The sequence below is a fragment of the Collimonas sp. genome (genome assembly GCF_035566375.1).
Taxonomy (GTDB): Bacteria; Pseudomonadota; Gammaproteobacteria; order Burkholderiales; family Burkholderiaceae_D; genus Collimonas.
Genome location: NZ_DATMRK010000055.1, coordinates 1 through 20,356, shown reverse-complemented (window position 1 = coordinate 20,356; position 20,356 = coordinate 1). Strand labels below are relative to the sequence as shown.

Below are 20,356 nucleotides of genomic sequence, written 5' to 3'. Positions count from 1 at the left end.
TTATCGAGAATTGTCGAAACTGAGCTAGAAACATACCGGGGCATTTAAGCCCGTATTTAAGCCCGTATTTAAGCCCAATTACTTTACGAGAGTTGAGCGAGCATCGAGGAAGCTGGTAACGCGGCTGGCGATCTCTGCTGAATCCTCTTCCAGCGCAAAGTGGCCGCTATCGAGCAGGTGAAGCTCGGCATTTTTGATGTCGTGCAAATAAGCCTTGGCGCCAGCCTCTATAAACAAGGGGTCGTTCTTGCCCCACACGATCAGGGTCGGCGGCTGGCTCTTGCGGAAATACGCATGCCAGGCTGGGTATTGCTCAAGATTCGAATGGTAGTCGGTCAGCAGATGCATCTGGATCTTGCGATTCAAGTCATTTTGCAAGCTCTCTTCATCATGCTTCCACGCATCCGGATTCAAGCGTTCCGGATTGCGGGCGCCGGTTTTATACATGAATTGCACACCTTGCGGACTCAGGACCTGCGACATGGCGCGTTCGGTGTCGGCGTTGATGCCGGCACTGAGCTGCTTGATCTCGCTTGCCAATTGCGAAGACAGGCCTTCCTTATAGGCGTTGGCGTTCTGGATAACCAGGGCGGAAATCCATTCAGGGTGATTGGCGGCCATGCGGAAGCCGACCGGCCCGCCAAAATCCTGGACATACAGCGCAAATTTTGTGAGTCCTTTCTTTTGCACGAAGCGCGTCATGACATCGGCCAGGCCGTCGAATGTCGGTGTGAAGCTGACGCCTTCCGGCACTTCGCTATAGCCGCTGCCCGGATAGTCAGGCGCAATCACGTGAAATCTGCCCATCAGCGCAGGAATCAGATCGCGGTACATATGCGATGACGAAGGAAAGCCGTGCAACAGCAGAATGGTCGGATTGGCTGGGTCGCCGGCTTCGCGGTAAAAGATCTTGACGCCATCCACGTCCTGGGTGCGGTAAGACACCTGTGCCGCGGCGTGCGCCTCAAGCGCGGAAAGCAGCGTAATGAATAATCCTATCAATTTCGATTTCATGTTGTTCTCCTGATGGGAAAGAATGGTGGGCGGTGATTTTTTTATTCTTTAAAATATTCCATAGGAGAAAGATACCTGTATTCAACAGCGTCGATAAGATGGATAATTGGTTAAACTATGTTCACTAATAATGGACAATAAAAACTCCAATCAACATGGCAAATCTTGCTTCGGTCAATCTCAATCGTCTGCTGGTGTTTGTTACGGTAGTGGAGGCCGGCTCGCTGACTGCGGCCGCTAACCGGCTGGGCCTGGCCAAGACCATGGTGAGTACCCACATGCAGCGGCTGGAGAGTGAGATCGGCGCCAGCCTGCTGGTGCGCACCACGCGCCGCCTCAATCTGACCGACGCCGGAGAAGCCTTTTACGAAGCCAGCCGTCGCATCCTCAACGATGCCGAGACTGCAATCTCGGCAGCCGGACACGATACGGCAGAGCCGCGCGGCACTTTACGCATCACCGCGCCGATCGACTATGGCGCGACTGTCGTCGCGCCGCTTGCCGTGGCGCTGCAACAGCGCTATCCGCTGCTGAAAATAGAATTGCTGGCCGGCGACCGCTACTTCGATCTGATCGCGGACGGCATCGATGTCGCCATCCGTATCGGCCGGCTGCCTGATTCCGGTTATCAAGCGGTGCGCATCGGCAGCTTTGCCGAATGGCTGGTGGCTACTCCACAGTTTCTTGAGCGGGTTGGCGAGCCGCAAACACCGGAAGATCTCCGGGACTTGCCGTTTATCGCGCTATCGGTATTGCCACAGCCGGTGACCTGGACCTTTAAGACGCAGGGTAAGACCGAGGGAAAGACAGAGGGCAATGCAGAAAGAACCATCCGTTTCAACTCGGCGTTTTCCGCGAACACGGCCTACGCTGGCCGCATCGCCACGCTGGCGGGAGCCGGGCTGGCGATATTGACGGACTTTGCCGCGGCGGAGGATGTCGCGGCCGGTCGCCTGCTGCGGGTACTGCCCGACTGGCATCTGCCGGGCGGCGGCATTCACGCGGTGTTCCCGGCCGCACGGCACCGGCCGAAGAAGACGCGTGTATTCATCGATGAACTGAAAAATCATATCGACAAAACATGACTCGTTCTGGCAAGGCAATCACTATTCGATCGCGTTTGCCAGCTTGTCGGGCAGAGGGACATTCAGCCATTTCTTGACCAGCGTGTTCAGCTCTCCCGATTTCTTGGCGCTGGTCAGCGCTGCATTTACTTTCGCCATCAGCGCCGGCTCGTCTTTATTCAAGCCCACCAGGCAGCGCGATTCCTTGATCACATATTTCATTACCGGCTTGCGGGCAGGATCTTTTACGCCGATCGTGGTCGCTACAAAATCTCCTGTGCCGATCAGCTTTACCTGGCCGGAAACATACGCGGAGATCAAGGTGTTGTTATCCTCGTAGCGCTTTAGCACAGTGGTTTTTGGCACCGTTTCGGTTAACAAGGTGTCCTCGAAAGTGCCTCTGGCTACGCCGACAGTTTGATTCTCCAAGTCAGCAGGGCCCGCTACCTTGATATCGGCCATACCGAAAAGACTGTTGTTGAATGGGGCGTAAGGCTGAGAAAAACTGATCACTTTTTCGCGCTCTGCATTTTTACCGAGCGATGAAATAATCAGATCCGCCTTGTGTGTCTGCAGGTAGGCGATCCGGTTTGCGCTGCCAACCGGAATCAGCTCTGCTTTCACGCCAAGACTCTTGGCCAGCAATTTTGCAACGTCGATATCCAAGCCTTGCAGCTGCATATCAGAAGTAACCGACCCAAACGGTGGAAAATCCTGCGGCACACCGATGCGCAGGACACCAGTCTTTTTGATATCCGCCAGGGCGTCCGCTTTAGCGGTTTGAGCGGCTACACCAATCAGGCCGGCAGACAGAAGTACGAGCAATTTCGCGAATCTCATTTTTTACCCCAGTAGGAAGTGTGAGGGCCATCTCATATCGCACGCAGTGGGAACATAGGCGCGTGAACAAGAGGAGGATAGCAATTTATGTGCCAAATGCGTGCTAAATAAAGTCGCGATATTCGCAATAATTGCGAGTTCCATAATTCATGACATCGCCACGGCAAGAGTCATGTGGTCCGCTAAGTGGGGTCAGAGTGAAGTTTCTGCAAAAAGCGCGCAGAAAGTTCACTCTGACCCCAGTTAGCTGCGTTGCTTAAGCGCACACTAGGAAATCTCGGCTGCCTGGATCAGTTGCGACAAGCGTCGGACCAAGGGTTCGAACAACTCAGCGGGGGTATTGCCATATCCCAACACCAAGCCGTTGTCCTCGGGCATGGGGCGCAGCGCAAAACCCGAAAGCGGCCCGGGTGCGATGCCGTAGCGCCGGGCTGCCTCGGCGATCTTGTGGTCCGGGTAACGCGCCGGTAGCCGCACAGTCAGGTGCAAGCCGCAGTGGCCGCCTGCGATCGCATGCGGTAGATGCAGGTGCCGGGTCAAGGCATGCCGCAGCGCTTGCTGGCGATCGCGGTACAAGCGGCGCATGCGGCCCAGGTGCCGGCTGAACTGGCCGCTTTCGATAAATTCGGCCAGCGCCAGCTGTTCATAGCGGTGGCCGCCGCGCAGCATTTCTTCCAGCGGCGTCTGGATTGCCGCGACCAGCGCTTGCGGCAGCACCAGGAATCCCAGGCGCAAGGATGGGAACATGGTCTTGCTGAAAGTGCCGACGTACAGCACCGGCGCCTGCGGCACCAGCCCCTGCATGGCGCCGATGGATTCGCCGGCGTGGCGGAATTCGCTGTCGTAATCGTCTTCGATGATCCACGCGCCGTGGCGCCGCGCTTGCGCGATCAGCTCCAGGCGGCGCGCCACGGTCAGCACCGCGCCGCTAGGGTACTGATGCGAAGGCGTAGTGTAGATCAGGCGCGGCGGCTGAGATTTCCAATCGCTTTCAGTCACGATCAGGCCGTCGGCGTCGATCCGCATCGGCGTTATGTGCAGGTCGCCCGCGTGCATCGCCGCCTTCGCACCGCGATAGCCCGGATCCTCAATCCAGGCCGTGTCGCCGGGATTGCTTAACAAACGCACACATAAGGCCAGGGCTTCTTGTGCGCCCTCGGTAATCACGACCTGAGCCGGCGTGCAACGTACGCCGCGAGCGATGCCCAGGTGGCGCGCGATGGCTGCGCGCAACGCGGGCTCGCCCAGGGGATCGCCATAACCCAGCGCCGCTGATCCCGCCTGGCGGATAGCGCGGTCGACGGCGCGACGCCAGGCAGCCAGCGGGAAGTGAGACAAGGCCGGCACGCCCGGACGCAAGGTCGCGCCGGCGTCGGCACGTGGTGCGGTCGGCTGAATACGCTCCAGACGTAGCGCGATGACCGGTACCGATGGCGGCGAGTCCGTCATCCTCATGGCATGCGGCGGCGCTGGACGCGATAGCGCCGCCACTCTGGTTCCCTGGCGGTCGGGTTGCACATAACCCTCCGCAGCCAGCAGGTCGTAAGCAGCAGTCACTGTATTGCGGGAAATCGACAAGGCCTCGGCCAAGGCGCGCGAGCCCGGCAGACGGCTTCCGGGCGCCAGGCGAGCATCCAGGATCGCTTCCTTGATACGATGATGCAGCTGGCGTTGCATGGACAGCGCGTCGCGCTCTTTGTCCAGTGGGGCTTCGAGCAAAACCTGTGGCACCAGGGCCGGGGCGGTCGTCGTCATGGCAGGATCCGAATGTGCTAGGAGCGTAATGCGAACGTATGGTGCGGGCGTGGACTCAAACTCGTGGCACCATGAAATACATATGATGTGGCGCTTTTACAGGAGCCACGAAGCGCATACTTTAGCACATGCCCGGCACACGTCTGGCTTCATGCAGCGAGCAACCAAGGAAGCAAGGAACCATCTATGCCCAATACCCTGAACCAATACCAGCAACCAATCGGTGAACCTTTACCGGCCTGGAGCGCACGCCCGCGGCCACCGCATAACAACCCGATCGAAGGCCGCTACTGCCGCCTGGAACCACTAGACCCGCAACGCCACGCTGCAGACCTGTATGCGGCCTACAGCAAAGCCGCAGATGGCCGCGACTGGACCTACTTGTCGGTTGGCCCGTTCGCCGATGCTGCCAGCTACCTCGATTATGCCGAGCGCGCCGCAGCCAGCACCGATCCCCTGCACTACGCGGTCATCGAGCTCAAGACCGGAACCGCAGTCGGCACCCTGGCGCTGATGCGGATCGACCCGGCTAACGGTGTCATCGAAGTCGGAAATGTCACGTTCTCGCCCCTTTTAAAGCGCACGCCGGTTTCCACCGAAGCCCAATACCTGTTGATGCAGCACGCCTTCGAGCAACTGGGTTATCGGCGCTACGAATGGAAATGCGACAGTTTGAACGGACCCTCGCGCCAGGCAGCCGCGCGCCTTGGCTTCCAGTTCGAGGGCATATTTCGCCAGGCCGTCATCTACAAGGGGCGCTCGCGCGATACCGCATGGTTCTCCATCCTCGACCGCGAATGGCCGGCGCTGCGCGCGGCCTTTGAAAGGTGGCTGGCGCCGGATAACTTCGATGCGCAAGGACAGCAGCGCACATCGCTGACAGAGATGCGCAACGCGAAATCCAGCGCCGCTTAGTTGCTGTCTTAGTTGCTGTCTTAGTTGCTATTCTTCACGCTTCATCCCCCTTCATTCACTATAGAATGTTGTGCACGGTCCTGGCGACTCCTAGCGTGGAGCGCCAGGCCGTGCTGCTAACAAGGTCCCTCTTTTTCTGCACTGTTCAGCACTGGAGACTCACACCATGAAATTCGATCCCCTGGTCAAATCGCTGCTGGCAACGGCGTTCGCCCTTTGTTATGCCGGCGCACAAGCCGCTTCGCAAGCCCCGGCCGCCGCCGAAAACGGCATGGTCGTCACGGCCCAGCACCTGGCCACCCGGATTGGCGTCGACGTCCTTAAGGATGGCGGCAATGCAGTCGACGCCGCAGTCGCGGTTGGCTACGCGCTGGCAGTGGTCTACCCCGCCGCAGGCAACATCGGCGGCGGCGGTTTCATGACCATCCAGCTTGCCGACGGCCGCAAGACCTTCCTCGATTTCCGCGAAAAAGCGCCGCTGGCTGCTACCGCCAATATGTACCTCGACCAGAGCGGCAATGTGATTCCAAACCTGAGCACCAAGGGCCACCTGGCAGTCGGCGTGCCGGGCACGGTGTCTGGCATGGAGCTGGCGTTAAGCAAATATGGCACGATGAAACGCGCTGCGGTGATCGCACCGGCCATCAAGTACGCCGAGGACGGCTTCGTACTGGACCAGGGCGACGTTGACTTGCTGGCGACCGCGACCGAGGTTTTCAAGAAGGACGCGGCTGACTCGGGTTCTATCTTCCTGAATAAAGGCGAGCCGTTCCACGTCGGCCAGAAGCTGGTGCAAAAGGATCTGGCCAAGACCTTGCGCGAAATTGGCGCCAAGGGCAGCGACGGTTTCTACAAGGGCTGGGTTGCCAAAGCCATCGTCGCTTCGAGCCAGGCTGGCAAGGGTCTCATCACGCAGGCTGACCTCGATCAATACCGGACCCGCGAGCTGGCGCCGGTCGAGTGCGACTACCGCGGCTACCATGTGGTCTCAGCGCCGCCGCCAAGTTCAGGCGGCGTGGTTATCTGCGAGATCATGAATATCCTCGAAGGCTACTCGATACAAAACCTCGGCTTCCGCTCGGCCCAGGCGATGCACTACCAGATCGAAGCCATGCGGCACGCCTATGTCGACCGCAACAGCTACCTGGGTGATCCCGACTACGTGAAAAATCCGTTGGCGCGGCTGCTTGACAAGGGTTATGCGGCCAAGATACGCGCCGCCATCGATCCCCACAAAGCGGGAGTGTCGCAAGACATCAAACCAGGAGTCGCGCCGCACGAAGGCAGCAACACCACCCACTACTCGATCGTCGACAAATGGGGCAACGCGGTTTCGGTGACCTACACCCTGAACGACTGGTTCGGCGCCGGCGTCATGGCCAGCAAGACCGGCGTCTTGCTGAACGACGAGATGGACGATTTCACCGCCAAGATAGGCGTGCCCAATATGTACGGCCTGGTGCAAGGCGAGGCTAACGCTATCGCACCTGGAAAACGTCCGTTGTCCTCGATGAGCCCGACCATTGTCACCAAGGACGGCAAGACCGTGATGGTAGTCGGCACGCCGGGCGGCAGCCGCATCATCACGGCAACCCTGCTGACCATGCTGAACGTGATCGACTACGGCATGAATATCCAGGAGGCAGTCGATGCGCCGCGCTTCCATCAGCAATGGCTGCCGGAGGCAACCAATCTTGAACCGTTCACTCTCAGCCCTGACACACAGAAAATCCTCGAAGGCTGGGGCCAGAAATTCACCGTGCCGCAGCCGTTCAACCATGTTGCAGCGATCTTGGTTGGCGCGCCTTCGCTAGCTGGCAAGCCGGTCGGCAAGAACCGCTTCTACGGCGCCAACGATCCGCGCCGCAATTCGGGATTGGCGCTGGGTTATTGAGCGCGGGCTATTGAGTAATGCACAGCAGCGTAACGTCACAATGGAAGAGACCGTCACATTCGGCGGTCTCTTTGAATCTGTAATTTTTATGCCGGCGCCACTAAAGCGCGCCTTGCGGGACACTGTCTAATGTTCAACAATCCCTTCATATAGATTAGGCAGCACTACATGGCAAGCAATATAGAAATAAAAGCGCGCATCGATATCACTCCCGCACTGATCACCAAAGTAGCAGCGATTGCAGATCAAGGCCCGATTGAAATTGCCCAGGACGACGCATTCTTTGGCTGCGCCAATGGCCGCTTGAAACTGCGCGCTTTTGGCAATGGCAGCTGCCAGCTGATTTTTTATCGCCGCTCGGATCGGGACGGACCAAAGGAATCGTTCTATCTGATTTCAAACAGCTCCGAGCCGGATTTGCTGCGCGAAGTATTGTCCGCGGCGCATGGCCGCGTCGGCAGGGTTGTGAAACAGCGCACGCTGTATCTGGCGGGACGCACTCGTATCCATCTTGACCGTGTCGAAGGCCTGGGTGATTTTCTGGAACTGGAAGTTGTTCTCGGCGACGGCGAGTCTGCCGAAGCCGGAGTCGATGAAGCGCATGCGCTGATGGCCAAGATTGGCATCGAAGCAACACAGCTGATCGAAGGTGCTTATGTCGATCTGTTGACGCCGCAGCGCGATGCAGCGTCAACTCCTACGATTGAATCCGAAACCGGCTAAACGATGTTTACGTTTTTATCCGGCACGAACATAAAACAGTAAAACCCGTAGCCGACGATTTGATCTTGCCCCTGATTGGGTGGTTGAGGGGACGGTCCTTGATTGACGGTCCAGTTTGCTGTCGACGGATCGGTAATCGGATTGCCGGCGAAGTCGAAGTTGGTCACCTGGTCGCCGCCGTCCTTCTGCGACCACGAATCGCACGGCCCTGAAGAATTGTCGCAGCGCGCCCAATGATAATCTCCCGGCCAGTTTGCATCGCCGGCCGTCGACACCATCAGCGCCACGAAGTGACCGCCCAGATAGCCGGCTCTGGCGGCGCTGGATTGTGTGGCTGGCGATGTGCCTTGCCGCGCCGATTTGAACGCCACGATATCTGCCATTGTCTTGCCGACAAAGGTAAGACCGTCACGCACGGCATAGCCGCTCACCGCCGTTCCAAGCGCATCGAACGACTGTTGAAAGTCTGCTGCCGTCAGCAGGTAGCCACTGCGCCGCCCTGGCTGCGGAAAAGTATTTGGAGTGATATTGCAGCCATAGGCATAGCAATTATTGTTCGGCTGAAATTTGTATGACATGTAATTGCCGCGGCAATCATGCGCCGGATCATAAGCAGCTGCCGGCTCGCCGATGACTGTCGGCGCGTATTGCGGCACGCCGATCGTGCCGGTTCCGGGAGGCACGATGACGGTCACATTGACCGTGGTTGGGGCAATATAGTGTTCATCAGCCAGCGCGGCGCCCGGCTGGGCTCTGGTTATCTGATGAAAAGGATCTTGCGGTGCGATCATGCCGCTGAATTTGAATTGTCGGATTGGCGTATTCATTGTCACTCCCCTTTTTTTGATTGTGAGTACAGAGTCTTACTGACAGTGTTGGCCGAATAGTTGTAAACCTGCAGCGACAGATTATTGGCGCTGGCAGACGCCGACCCACCTAAAATCAACATGGACGAGGCGCCAGTGCTGATGCCGGTGTTGCTTGCCCACAGCGCCGAATTGGAGCGGCTGTAATACACCAGGTTTCCATCGTTCTGCATGATCAAGCGCCCTGGAATCTTATCTGCGGAAGGTTGCGATGACAGGGCTGTCCACAATTGTTTGCCGCTGCTGTCTCGCAATATCGGGCCAAGCACCGGATCGTTGACGAGCGTTGCGCTACCGTCAATTGCACTTAGAGACTGCCCCGCCAGCAGCTCGGCATTGGCGCGGCTATCCAGTCTGCTGACACTCATCATTTCACCAAGCAGGTTCAGCTGAAAAAGATTCTTCACATCGGCAGCGTTCCAGTCGTTGTATCTAGCTGACGACAGCAACACCATCAGTTTCGCAAAAGCCGCCATAGGCGTCATATCGGCAGGGTTCAATGCGCCGACGGCAGGCAACCAGGCGCCGGCAGCATAAGCATTGTTATTCACCACACCCTTTATCACCTGGGTACAGTCGACAATCACAACGCCACTGCGGTTAGCACTGTCCAAGGCCTGATAGGTCGCACCCAGGGACGGCGTGTCCGGATTTCCGGAAGGGAAATTCCCTTCCCCATAGGATTCCAGAATAAGTCCCTTGATACCCTGCGCAACACAGGCGTTAAGCAGGTTCGCAAGGAGGCCGGAGCTAGTACCGGTAGCATCGTTGAATTCGTACCACGCCGGAAACGCGTTGAACTGCATTACCGGAAATGTGTTGATAGTCGCGCTTATGTCTTCCAGTTGTGCAAGCGCGTCTCCAAGTACCGACGAATTATCAAGACTTACGTCATAGTTGACCGGTGGCGGCAATACATTTTCATTGTAGATATCGAAGTTCAGCCCGTACTCTCCAAGTGCAGGATAGTTGGGAGAAGAAAACGCATCAAACCCGCTTGCATTGGTTTTCAGTACCCGGTTTCCACGCAACAAATGGTTCTGAAAATAGACGCAGACCTCAGGGACGCCGCTTTGTGCCGCTGCAATTGCACCGCAAAAATTCTGCAATGCGTCAGTGTTGAATATCAGCGACGATGGCGTTTGACTGCCCCGCGCCTGATAAAACATCGGCATCTGCGATCCGGTGAGAATGATGGGTTTGCTGAGTGCGGCAGTTGGAATGCCGTTTGCATTGAATGACGATAGCAAGAACGGTAGAGCCGTTCCGGTGAAATCCATGCTGTCGGTGCCATGCAATATCACCCAGCCGTCATAAGCCGCATAGTTTTTCAACACATGATTTGCGATAAGACACCAGTCCGTTGGCTGCAGATTGGTGCTGTCCAGCGTCCCGGTTTTGGGAGATTCCGGGAACTTCAGATCCACCACATAGTGGATACTCAATGCCGGATAGTTTTGCTTGATTATCGGATTTACAAGACTCTCGCATGCGCTGGCAAAAGCTTGCGCCGACATTGGGCTGAGGGGTGTGCCGACGCAACTGATCGTGCCACCGGTATTGATCACGGCTAGCTTCAAGATACTCCCCCCAATCGATGGATACGACGCCCTCACTATGAAATATGTTAGGACATGGCAATCGATTGGGTAAGACTGTCAATTTTGACAGGGTGGCACGTCGCATGAACTATGGATAAGCATATCTATCCGCCACGCGCTTAGCGGTTTCAAACGGTTTTAAGCGTTTGCAATGTCCTGATCCTGGCCATCGCCTGGTGATCTGAGGTGGCGCCGTCTATCATTGCCGCCACATCGGCTTTCAGAGCGGTGCGTGAAGCCGCTTCCAGATAGATCATGTGGCCCGACGGATAAAATTTCGCACTCAGGTTTTTTCGTATGGCCGGATCGATCAGCGGCATTTTCTGCAGATCGATGACGGTCTGGTAGAACGGCGTGACGAAATCGTAATAGCCGTTGGCAGACAGTACTTTCAGATCGACGTTCAAGCTCATCGTCGCCGCCAGATCGCCAGCCGTGTACAAGATGACATTGCCGGTGGCGTCGACGCCTTTTTGCGCGCCGGTCGGATCGATATGGCTGAAATCCCAATTCTGGAACGCCTGGTCGTTGAGATCGGTGAAGGCAGAATTCGAGGTGAACTTCAAGCCGTCATTCAAATAGTTGTTCCACATCGCGGTATATACGCCGGAGACCGCCGTCATGCTTGGATCGTTGCCGCCCGAGTTGGGCGAGATGTCGGCGGCAATCCCGGTATCGATGCCGGTCACGCGGCCGTCATAGGAGCCCAGCGCCAGCCCCTGGCTCCGCAACAGACTGATCAGGAACAAGGTTCTGCCGTGGCTGTCGCCGGCGGTCATATCCAGCCCCCATGCGGTCAGCGTGGTGGGATCGATGCCGGTGAAGTCGCTCAATTTCTGCAGCGTTGCCGGATCGATTTTTGGAAAATTCTGCAACGCGGTAGCGTAGTCGCTGCGTGCAAACAGCGCCGCGTCCGCCATCAGCGCCGGCAGACTGATCGGTGCGGGCGTGAGCTTGGTTTTCTTGTGATACCAGGCGTCGGCTACTGCCGTCGGCAGCGCCCCTACCGGATTGCCAGCCTGCGCGTAATCGAGGATCGACGACTGTAGCGTAATGCCGTTCAGATCGACGCCATCCTCGTGCAGCAAATACGCCAGCACCGCGCTGCGCGGCGTGCCGTACGATTCGCCGAACAGGAATTTCGGCGAGTTCCAGCGGTCATTCGCGGTGAGGTAGCGTTTGATGAATTGCCTGATCGATTTGGCGTCCTGGTCGACGCCCCAGAAATCCTTGTTTTTGTAGGGTGCGATGGCGGCCGAATAACCGGTGCCGACCGGATTGATGAAGACCAGGTCGCTCTTGTCGAGCAGGCTGTCCGGATTGTCTTCCAGGGTATAGGGTGGCGGTGGCGTGAAGCCAGGCATGGAAGTCTTGATACGCTTCGGCGCAAACGAACCCAGCAGCACAAACACCGACGACGAACCGGGTCCGCCGTTATAGAAAAAGGTGAGCGGTCGAGCATTCAGATCCTGGCCGTCGACGGTAAACGCGACGTAGAACATTTTTGCCGCGGCTTGCGAACTGCCAGCGTCCACCGCTACCAGATGGCCGGCAGTCGCCGTGTAGGGGTAGGCGCGCTTGCCTATGGTGATGTTGTGGTGGGTGACGGCTGCATTTTCTGTCGTATCGGTGACCGCATCGCCAGGACCGTTGCCGTAGGCGGTGGGATCGAAACAAGGTTGGTCTTGCGGCGCGTCCGTTGCGCCGACCGATGCATGCGTGGCACTCATGATCTTTTCCTTTTCTAGATGTGGCCGGCCGATCGGGCGGCCGCCACGGTTAAGTACGGTCAAATACGATCAAGCACGATCAAATACGGTGCATCAAAGTACGCTTGCCAGTTTCTTGCCGTCAGGGCTGCCGAGCCCGGTGCATGCGTCCCATCCCGGCGCCGCGGCGAAATAGCCGTTGTTGCCCTGCGTGACATCATGGAAGGCAGCCTGCTGCCGATATAACTTTGGATTCACGAAACCTACCGCGCTGCCCTTCGCCGCATTGATGCGCACGATCAGCGCCGCCCATAGCGGCGCCACGGCGCTGGTGCCGCCTACCACCGCATCGCTGCCATCGATATACACCTGATAGCCGGTGATCGGGTCGGCGTTGCCGGCCACATCCGGCACGCCACGCCTGGACAGCGGCTGCTGCTTGCCGTCGCTGCCGGTAAGCACCAGGTTCTGCTGCCAGGCCGGCAATGCGAAGACGGCGCTGACGCCACCGCCGCCGGCGCCGCCTTGGGCGCCGTCGTTCCAGACAACCTCACTCTCGATAGCCGTGCCGGCAGCCAGCAGGCGGGTGCCGCCGCAAGCCAGGGCGTAGGGACTGGATGCGGGAAAGTCGACATGATTGCCGCCGCCTGCCACACCGTCGCCAGAACCGCTGTCGCCCGAGGCGATGCATACCGTGATCCCCATCGCTGCCGCCGCCTGCAACGCTGCATTGAAGGCTTGCATGGCTTGCTGCGTCCAGCGTGGCTCGGCGCTGCCCCAGCTGATCGAGATGACGGACGGTTGATTGCTGCTGTCATGCACGGCGCTGTTGAGTGCGTTAAGGAAACCGGCGTCTGTATTCGTCGAAAAATACACCACGATGTGCGCCTCCGGCGCCAGCGCACCAGCAATCTGGATATCCAGCACCACCTCGCCATCGGGGCCATTGGGATCGCCGCTAGGCTGATTACCCGGACCATTCACCGCTACCGAAGTGACGTTAGGAAGCGCCACCCCGATCTTGGAAAAATACGTTTTCAGATCGGCCGCCTGATAACCGCCGCCCAGCTCGATGATGCCGATGCATTGGCCTTTACCCAAGTTGCCTGGAAAGTCATACAAGGACGCCAGTTGCGGCGGCAGATAAGAGGTGGAAACCTTGTGCGGGGCGAAGCGGAATGGCGGCTGCAAACGGAAATGCGAATGCGCCTGCGGCCGATCGTCGAGACCGACCACCGCCGTCACGATATCTTGCAATTCAGCCGGGATCTTGACTGCGCCGGTACGTCCGCGATAGTTGCCAAGATGCGATTCATAACGCTGCAGATCGACATCGAAGGCCTGATTAAACTGCGCCACGGATCCGGATAAGGTGACGCTGCTGCCAGCGGCGTTCTCGCGTACCACTTGCAATGAATGGTCTCGCGCAAACACGGCTATCCTGGCGATATCCAGTGGCGCGGCAGAAAATCTGCGAGCGAATTCTTCACGTGAAAGATGCGCCTCGCAGGCGCCGCTGGCGTCCTGCTTATTTTGCTTATCGACCATATCGCACAATTCCAGATCGGCATTGCGGCGCATGATAATCGTTACTTCGAGCTGCTCGGAAGGGTCGGCAGCACCGACGCATCGGGCTCCAGAGAGGGCCGTGCGTTCGCTGCCGGGGACAGGGATTTTTGCCATGACTGTGTTACTCCGTTTCTGAAACAGATACAGCGTGGAAGGACAAACAGATATTTCGATTTCAGCAAATGCTGCGAGCCGGCAGCAAATAAGCTTGCGGCGGATGGCAATGGCTGCTGCATGCCGATACCGGTCTGACCTGACGCGAGGGGAGACAGTTCATTTCTGAGCAGAAATATTTTACAGCGATTTTCTCAGCACCATCCGTCGCCATGCAGATGCATCGGAATCGCTTGCGCAATACATTCGTCATAAGCCTGAGCATGACAATTTGGCTAGAATTATTGCTATTGAGCTATAAGCATTAGAAGCTTGAGGCAGCCATCAGGATCAAGCGATCCGGTATGATAAAACCCCGTCCTTCCAAGCCGCCTCAAACCGGCTCTCATCGTAAAACCAAGGAGTTAAAAATGTTGACTAGCGCACGCAATGAATTCGCAGGAAAGGTCACCGCCATTAACCAGGGCGTGGTCAATGACGAGGTGGAGATCACTCTTCCCGGCGGCGATCGCATCGTTGCGGTCATCACGCGCGAGAGCACCAAATACCTGGACCTGAAGCCAGGCGCAGAAGCCTTGGCGTTGGTAAAGGCGCCTTGGATAATTTTGTCCGCACCTGACGCCGGCATCAAGTTTTCTACACGCAACCGCCTGCAAGGCACCGTCAAAACGGTGAAACCCGGCGCAGTGAATACCGAAATAGAAGTCAGCCTGAATGGCGGCGCGACGCTGACGGCCATCATTACCCAGGAAAGCGCGATTGCACTTCGTCTGGCCGCCGGCAAACCGGTAGTGGCGATTTTTAAAGCGTCGCACGTGATTGTCGGCGTCAAGGGCTGACAGCCACTGCCTTGATCCAGGGGCAACTCCTGCTTGAAAAGCAAGCAAGAGTTGCCCCGGGAAAACTGCGCTGATGACCGGCGCGAGATCCGGCCCTCAGCCTGCCCCGGGAAAACCCCGATTTAAGTAAACCTTAAGCAAAGCGCAGTAGAATTACCCAATTTGAACGCTTGCCCGCTGTGCCGGTCGAATGGCATAACACCCAGCCTTCCGGCGGCCATTCCTGCTGTAGTAAGCAAGGTTATAAGCAGGAGCGGCCGGCAAGAAAAATGCTCTTGCCGCTCAAATCAGCAGCTAACATCGAACATCGAATTGAAGGTTATATGCGCGTAAAAAATAGTCTGTTATGTGTAATTTTGGCAATTTCCACTGCCGCCCACGCGCTGGAAGCCGGACCACCGCCAGTCCTGGCGCCGTTGCAGCAACAAGCGCAAGCGGCGCACCTGAGCGCGCAATTCCTGACACGCTTCCACTACAAGCCGGTGCCGCTGGACGATACCTTGTCCGCCAAGATCATCAACCGTTATATCAAGTCGCTTGATCCGGAGAAATTCTTTTTCGTGCAAGCCGATATCGATCAGTTCACGGCGCAAAACAGCAAGCTCGATGACGCGATTTATAAAGAAGACCTGCGCATCCCTTTCGCCATTTTCAATCTGTACGAACAGCGCATTGTCGAACGCCTGACGTATGCGCGCGGGTTGCTCAAGCAGGGGTTCGACTTTAGCCAGAAAGAAGATTATTCCTTCATGCGCGACAAGGAGCCTTGGCCGCAATCCGAAGCAGAAAGCCGCGAGCTATGGCGCAAACGTGTCAAGAACGACTGGCTGCGCCTGAAACTGGCTGGCAAGAAAGACACGGCGATTCGCGATACGCTCAGCAAGCGTTATGAAAATTCCCTGACGCGCGCCTATAAATACAAGAGCGACGATGTATTCCAGATTTTCATGAACGCTTATGCGACATCGATTGAGCCGCATACCGATTACCTGGGCACCAACGCAGCTGCGGATTTCGATATTTCCATGAAGCTGTCCCTGGTCGGCATCGGCGCGGTGCTGCAGGAAAGAGATGAATACACCACCATCCGCGAGCTGGTGGCGGGCGGCCCGGCGCAATTGTCCGGCAAGCTTGCAGTCGGCGACCGGATCGTTGGCGTGGCCCAAGGCGACAAGGGCGTCATGACAGACGTGGTCGGCACCCGTATCGACGACGTCGTGAAACTGATTCGCGGCGCCAAGGACACTGTGGTACGGCTGGATGTATTGCCGGCCGACGCCGGTCCGGATGGCAAGCACAAACTGATCAACCTGGTGCGCAACAAGATCAGCCTGGAACAACAGGCGGCAAAGAAAACCATCATCACCACCAAGAACGGCGACGCCACTCGCAAAGTGGGTGTGATCACCTTGCCTGCCTTCTATGAAGATTTCGATGCGCGGCGTAAAGGCGACAAGAATTTCCGCAGCGCCAGCCGCGATGTGGCGGCACTGCTGGCCGAACTGAAAAAAGACAAGGTCGACAGCGTACTGATCGATTTGCGCAATAACGGCGGCGGCTCGCTGACCGAGGCGGTAGATCTGACCGGCCTGTTTGTCGGCAAGGGGCCGATCGTGCAGCAACGCAATGCGCGTGGCGACGTCAATGTCGAAGCCGACGATCGCTCTGTTCCAGCCTGGACCGGCCCGCTGGCCGTTCTGATCAATCGCGGTTCGGCCTCGGCCTCGGAAATTTTTGCGGCGGCGATCCAGGATTATGGCCGCGGCGTCATCATTGGCGAAGGCAGTTTTGGCAAAGGCACGGTGCAAACCATGGTCAATCTTGACGAACTGACGCACAACGACAAGCCAAAATACGGCGAACTGAAAATGACCATCGCCCAGTTTTTCCGCATCAACGGCGGCACCACCCAGCTGCGCGGCGTAACGCCTGACATCAGCTTGCCGGGTTTCTCGGATACCGAGAGTTTTGGCGAGTCGAGCTACGACAATGCGTTGCCGTGGACGCAAGTGAAGGCGGCGGATTATGCGCCTGTCGGCAGTGTCAAGGATTTGCTGCCGCAGATCCAGAGCCGGCACGATGCACGCGTCGAGAAAGACAAGGATTTCCAGCGTTTCCTGGAAGATGTGACTGAGTTGAATGTGCAACGCAAGAAGCGCGTCATCTCGCTCAACGAAGCCGACCGCCGCGCTGAAATGAATCTGCAGGAAGCCCGCCTCAAGGCGCGTGCCAAGGATGGCGATAAAGACGCCACCGATCTCGACCTCCAGGATGACGGTTTGCAAGTCAACGAACGCAGCCTGAGTGCGCAGCTCGCGGCTGAAAAAGCGCAGAAGAATGCGAAGGACGTATTGCTGAACGAGGCCGCGCAAATTCTCGGCGATCAATCGGATCTGCTCAAAGCCAATACGAAATTTGCGGTTCAGCAAGCGCCTGGCGCCGTACCGAAATAATCAGTCGAACATAAGCAGTCGAACCTAAGCAATCAAAAAAAAGAGAGCCACCCAGGCTCTCTTTTTTTTTCGATTGATGGCTGCCTCAGCCCAGCCGCTGCACCAGGAAATCGACGAAGGTGCGCAGCTTGGCGGTCGGCCTGGCGTCCCTGGTGCGCACCAGATGGATCGGCCGCGTCGGCAAGTCCCAGGCCGGCAGCAACTGCAGCAGCTGTCCCGAAGCGATAGCGCTCTCCAGCAGCACATCCCCTTGCACCACCACCCCGATGCCGCTCACAGCCGCGCTGAGTAAAGCCTGGCCGCTATTGCTGACAAACGATCCGCGCACCGGGATCGACAGCGCCTGCTCGCCCTGGGTAAACCGCCATTCGTGATCTTTGCCCCAAGACATGAAACCCAGGCAATTGTGATTGGCCAGATCGGCCGGATGTTGCGGCCTGCCGTGACGCTCCAGGTAAGCCGGGCTGGCCACTGCGAACATGCGCGATGGGCGCAGGGGGCGGGCGATCAGGTTGGCGCCGCTCAAGCTGCCGGAACGCAGCGCCACTTCGAATCCCTCCTCCACCATATCCACCACGCGGTCGTTCAACACCAGCTCCACCTGTACCTCCGGGAACAAGGCCATGTATTCGCCGATCAGCGGCACCAGCCGATGTGCGCCATAGGTGACCGGCGCGGTCATCCGCAATTTGCCGCGCGGCACGGCGCGCAAGGCTTCGGCCACATAGTCGGCGGCTTGCACGCTGTTAAGCACATCGCGGCAACGCTCGACGTACACGCTGCCGATTTCGGTCAGGCTGTGGCGCCGGGTGGTGCGGTCCAACAGGCGGGCGCCCAGATGGCTTTCCAATGCCCGTACGTGATTCGCCACCATGGTGGTGGAGAGCGAGAACTCCTCGGCAACCGCTGCGAAGCTGCCTTTTTCCACTACCCGTACGAACACAGCCATGCTGGTTAATCGATCCATTCCAAAGCCTGAGTGTTGAGTGAAGAAAGAAAAGGCCAGTTTATCAAATTTGGCGCTGGATTGAGAATGGCTTGTCCTTGTCCTCAGTGGAGAAAAAATGAAGTCGAACACCCTTTTGCATAGCGTCGCTTTATTGGCCACCTTTTTGGCCGCCTTGTTTTGCTGGCAACGGCCGGCCCATGCCGACGCCGGCGCTGCTGCGCTGCCGACCTTGGCCCTGCCGGCGGACTGGTATCCGGAAAGTATTGCGACCGGGCCGGATGGCGCGTTTTATATCGGCAGCTGGCGCCAGGGAGCGGTGGCCCGTGTCTCGCCGCACGGCGGCGCGCCGGAAATCCTGGTTGCGCCCGGCTCCAATGGCCTGGCTAACGGCCAGGGTGTGCTGGTCGACGCCGCGCATCAGTTGCTCTGGGTCTGTTCCGGCAACTGGGGTTACACCAGCGTGTCGTCGACCCCCAGCGCGCTGAAAAGCTACGACCTTGCCAGCGGCGCGCCGCGCGCCAGCTATCTGATGCCGGACAAGGGTTACTGCAACGATCTGGCACAGGATAGCCAAGGCGTCTTGTATGTCACCGATTCCTTCCATCCGCGCGTGTTGCGTCTGTTGCCTGGGGCTTCGGCTTTGACTGTATGGAAGGAGGATCCCACTATGGGCGCCGGCAGCGATGGTGTGTTCCTGAACGGGATTGCGCTGGATGGCGATCGGCAGCTTTATGTGAGTTTGGTGACAGCAGTGCCTTATGTGCTGAAGGTGGATGTTGGTCAGGACGGCGCTGCGGGCGCGGTTAGCCGTGTCGATATGCCGCGGGTTTTGAAGAATGCGGATGCGATACGTATTTACGCGCCGGGGCGGATGGCGATTTTCGAAAGCAATGCTTTTGGCAAGACCGGCGCTTACGGCGGTCAGATCAGCGTAGCCAAAATAAACGGCAACAGCGCGACGCTGGAAACCATCGTGGCCGGGCTTAACGATCCGTCTTCCGGCGTGATTGTCGGCAATCGCGTCTATTTCATCGAGTCCAAGTATTCGCTGCTGTTCCAGCACAAGGATGATCCGGCCGCCATACCGCTCAATGTGCCGTTCGACCTGCAGTCGCGGGTGTTACCAGATTCGCTGTCAAAGTAGAGCCGTGCGCGGGCTTGCCAGGAAATGCGGCGATGTGCCAAAACGGATAGGATGATGGTCCCGGCTTGACGCCTTTCCTTTTTCTGGAGTTCAACATGTCGTCCTTATCGATGTATCAAATTTCCGTTCCGGTGTTCGTGCGTGGACTTGGTGTGCTGGCTGCTTATCTGGAGAAGGCTGAGGCTTATGCCAAGGCTAACAATATCGATCCGGCTGAGATGGTGAATGCAAAACTGGCGCCGGATATGTTGTCGCTGGCGGGGCAGATACAGCGGGCTAGCGATACTTCGAAGAATGCGATTGGGCGCTTGTCGGCGATTGAGGCGCCGCGCTTTGAGGATAATGAGGCGACGTTTGCTGAGTTGCAGGAGCGGGTGGCGAAGACGATTGCTTTTCTGGATGACGTGCGGTTGGAGGATTTGCAGGGGAGTGAGACGCGGTCGGTTTCCTTGAGTTTTGGGAAATTCAAAACTACCTTGCTGGGCGATGCTTATCTGTTGACGTTTACCTTGCCGAATTTTTTCTTTCATGTGACGACGGTGCATGACATTTTGCGGAACAAGGGTGTGGCGGTGGGGAAGCTCGATTATCTCGGGCATTTCGACATAGAGCCGGCATAATTAGTTAAATGGGGTCAGAGTTTTTTTTCGCGGCCCTTTGCGAAAATTACTCTGACCCCATTTAACGGGCCACGGAGTAAGTGCCGTGGCATTCAATGAACGATCGGCCGTCGTTACTTAAAACGTTCACTACTCCGTGGATACACGCCGGGGGTAGCCCGGCAGCTACTCACTTTCTTTTGCTTCGCCAAAAGAAAGTAAGCAAAGAAAAGGCGACCGCAAAGCCGTTGCCTTCCCTTCGGTCAGGTCCCCAAATGAGGTAGTGGTCAGTCGGGTGGAAAGACCAA

At 57.5% G+C, this 20,356-nt stretch carries 15 protein-coding genes and 1 pseudogene; 8 read left to right on the top strand and 8 right to left on the bottom strand.

Features of this window, described 5'->3' with window-relative positions; genetic code table 11:
* Positions 1-78: 78 nt before the first annotated feature.
* Positions 79-1,014, bottom strand: coding sequence for an alpha/beta fold hydrolase (locus VNZ60_RS18250; RefSeq protein ID WP_325661627.1), 936 nt, complete (start codon positions 1,012-1,014; stop codon positions 79-81).
* A 155-nt stretch (positions 1,015-1,169) separates the two neighbouring features.
* Here VNZ60_RS18250 and VNZ60_RS18245 point away from each other — a divergent pair, with 155 nt between their 5' ends.
* Positions 1,170-2,099, top strand: a complete 930-nt coding sequence (locus VNZ60_RS18245; RefSeq protein WP_325661625.1) for a LysR family transcriptional regulator — start codon at positions 1,170-1,172, stop codon at positions 2,097-2,099.
* 21 nt (positions 2,100-2,120) lie between these two features.
* On the opposite strand, the gene VNZ60_RS18240 is transcribed toward VNZ60_RS18245, so the two are convergent.
* Complete coding sequence (locus VNZ60_RS18240; RefSeq protein ID WP_325661623.1) at positions 2,121-2,918, bottom strand: transporter substrate-binding domain-containing protein; 798 nt, start codon at positions 2,916-2,918, stop codon at positions 2,121-2,123.
* 267 nt (positions 2,919-3,185) lie between these two features.
* Complete coding sequence (gene pdxR / locus VNZ60_RS18235; protein WP_325661621.1) at positions 3,186-4,673, bottom strand: MocR-like pyridoxine biosynthesis transcription factor PdxR; 1,488 nt, start codon at positions 4,671-4,673, stop codon at positions 3,186-3,188.
* Between the two features lie 186 nt (positions 4,674-4,859).
* Here pdxR and VNZ60_RS18230 point away from each other — a divergent pair.
* From VNZ60_RS18230 to VNZ60_RS18220, 3 genes and pseudogenes are all read left to right on the top strand, one after another.
* Positions 4,860-5,582, top strand: a pseudogene (locus tag VNZ60_RS18230) (GNAT family N-acetyltransferase); the annotation flags it as partial.
* Positions 5,583-5,859: 277 nt separating this feature from the next.
* On the top strand, positions 5,860-7,482 hold the full coding sequence (ggt, locus tag VNZ60_RS18225) for a gamma-glutamyltransferase (protein ID WP_414648900.1): 1,623 nt from the start codon (positions 5,860-5,862) through the stop codon (positions 7,480-7,482).
* 168 nt (positions 7,483-7,650) lie between these two features.
* Entirely contained in the window at positions 7,651-8,205 is a 555-nt protein-coding gene (locus VNZ60_RS18220) for a class IV adenylate cyclase (protein WP_325661617.1), read from the top strand.
* On the opposite strand, the gene VNZ60_RS18215 is transcribed toward VNZ60_RS18220, so the two are convergent.
* The 4 genes from VNZ60_RS18215 to VNZ60_RS18200 form a co-directional block, all read right to left on the bottom strand.
* Positions 8,202-9,032: a hypothetical protein gene (locus tag VNZ60_RS18215; protein WP_325661615.1), complete on the bottom strand. Its 831-nt coding sequence runs from the start codon at positions 9,030-9,032 to the stop codon at positions 8,202-8,204. The two genes, VNZ60_RS18220 and VNZ60_RS18215, sit on opposite strands and share 4 nt — an antisense overlap.
* A gap of 2 nt (positions 9,033-9,034) precedes the next feature.
* A complete protein-coding gene (locus VNZ60_RS18210) occupies positions 9,035-10,651 on the bottom strand; it encodes an asparaginase domain-containing protein (protein WP_325661613.1) in 1,617 nt (538 codons plus the stop codon).
* A 149-nt stretch (positions 10,652-10,800) separates the two neighbouring features.
* Positions 10,801-12,402 carry a S10 family peptidase gene (locus VNZ60_RS18205; RefSeq protein ID WP_325661611.1) on the bottom strand — a complete coding sequence of 534 codons (1,602 nt, stop codon included), beginning with the start codon at positions 12,400-12,402 and terminating at the stop codon, positions 10,801-10,803.
* A 93-nt stretch (positions 12,403-12,495) separates the two neighbouring features.
* Positions 12,496-14,064 (bottom strand): S53 family peptidase, encoded by a 1,569-nt coding sequence (locus VNZ60_RS18200; protein WP_325661609.1) that lies wholly within the window; start codon positions 14,062-14,064, stop codon positions 12,496-12,498.
* A 410-nt stretch (positions 14,065-14,474) separates the two neighbouring features.
* On the opposite strand from VNZ60_RS18200, the gene VNZ60_RS18195 reads away from it, so the two are divergent.
* Positions 14,475-14,903, top strand: coding sequence for a TOBE domain-containing protein (locus VNZ60_RS18195; protein WP_325661608.1), 429 nt, complete (start codon positions 14,475-14,477; stop codon positions 14,901-14,903).
* 356 nt (positions 14,904-15,259) lie between these two features.
* Complete coding sequence (locus VNZ60_RS18190; protein ID WP_473964752.1) at positions 15,260-17,356, top strand: carboxy terminal-processing peptidase; 2,097 nt, start codon at positions 15,260-15,262, stop codon at positions 17,354-17,356.
* 85 nt (positions 17,357-17,441) lie between these two features.
* Here VNZ60_RS18190 and VNZ60_RS18185 read toward each other — a convergent pair whose 3' ends face one another.
* The gene (locus VNZ60_RS18185; protein WP_325661604.1) at positions 17,442-18,323 is read right to left on the bottom strand and encodes a LysR family transcriptional regulator; all 882 of its coding nucleotides are present in this window, start codon (positions 18,321-18,323) and stop codon (positions 17,442-17,444) included.
* A gap of 97 nt (positions 18,324-18,420) precedes the next feature.
* On the opposite strand from VNZ60_RS18185, the gene VNZ60_RS18180 reads away from it, so the two are divergent.
* Together VNZ60_RS18180 and VNZ60_RS18175 are read left to right on the top strand one after the other, a co-directional pair.
* Entirely contained in the window at positions 18,421-19,449 is a 1,029-nt protein-coding gene (locus VNZ60_RS18180; protein ID WP_325661602.1) for an SMP-30/gluconolactonase/LRE family protein, read from the top strand.
* A 95-nt stretch (positions 19,450-19,544) separates the two neighbouring features.
* Complete coding sequence (locus VNZ60_RS18175) at positions 19,545-20,069, top strand: DUF1993 domain-containing protein (RefSeq protein ID WP_325661600.1); 525 nt, start codon at positions 19,545-19,547, stop codon at positions 20,067-20,069.
* Positions 20,070-20,356: the final 287 nt, after the last annotated feature.